We start from the raw sequence: 812 nt of genomic DNA, 5'->3' as shown, positions 1-812 counted from the left end.
TTTGATCAGCTCAACAATTAATGCGATTAAGGCCACGATAAAAGTACCGAAAGCCAACATTAATTGTAAAGCGTCCGCAACGGACACTTGGGCTACTCCTTTCGTTAGGATTTATGGGATTTAAAGGTTTAACACCATAAGCACCACCTCCGATTGGAAATAGCTACCGCCTTAACTTCTCTACAAAATACTATTATACAAGCAGACTAGCAGCTTATCCACGTCTAAAATCAAAGAGCTGGTGAGATTGCTATATTATAGATGTAAGATAGATAAAGGTGATAAAGGACAGTGATAATACGAACTAAAAATCCAAGTAGTGGTTTCTGATAAAAATAACAAGATAAGAAGGAACTAAACTATGAGTGATACAATAGAAGCTATAGAGCAAGTTATGAGTTTGAGTGATTATATTAACAAAGTGGGGAAGATTCATTTAATCCAAGAGAGCAAACTGAAGCAACCTAATTCAGAAAAACAAATGAACATTTATTATAGAGGTCAAAACCAGGATTTTCCTAATACTCTTCCTAGTAATTCGTAATGAAAATTATTTGAAGAATGAAGATAAGCTAATAAATGACTTCATCACCAAATATCCAGAATTATTTGGTGACTGCAAAAATAACTTTGATTGCCTGGCATTAATGCAACATCATCAACTACCTACCCGATTATTAGATTTAACAAGTAATCCCTTAGTAGCTTTGTATTTCGCTGTAGAGAGAAGCGATGGAAGTACTAATAAAAATACTGCCTCAATTGTCAAATCAAGTGCAACACTAAGAATCTATTCTTAGAAGTGGTCTAGT

General features: G+C 34.2%; 3 protein-coding genes. 2 read left to right on the top strand and 1 reads right to left on the bottom strand.

Annotated elements, in window-relative coordinates; translation table 11 throughout:
• Positions 1-60 (bottom strand): putative holin-like toxin (locus FC85_RS05100; RefSeq protein ID WP_235807824.1); only part of this gene is annotated, 60 nt, incomplete at its 3' end.
• A 301-nt stretch (positions 61-361) separates the two neighbouring features.
• Between FC85_RS05100 and FC85_RS05095 the strand changes: the two genes are divergently transcribed.
• Positions 362-544, top strand: coding sequence for a hypothetical protein (locus FC85_RS05095; protein WP_057864476.1), 183 nt, complete (start codon positions 362-364; stop codon positions 542-544).
• Positions 545-554: 10 nt separating this feature from the next.
• Positions 555-800: an FRG domain-containing protein gene (locus FC85_RS15500; protein WP_191979339.1), complete on the top strand. Its 246-nt coding sequence runs from the start codon at positions 555-557 to the stop codon at positions 798-800.
• The last annotated feature ends 12 nt before the right edge of the window (positions 801-812 follow it).

Source organism: Lentilactobacillus diolivorans DSM 14421 (assembly GCF_001434255.1).
Taxonomy (GTDB): Bacteria; Bacillota; Bacilli; order Lactobacillales; family Lactobacillaceae; genus Lentilactobacillus; species Lentilactobacillus diolivorans.
The sequence above is the reverse complement of the archived record's forward strand: the minus strand, read 5'-3'. Positions and strand labels throughout refer to the sequence as shown.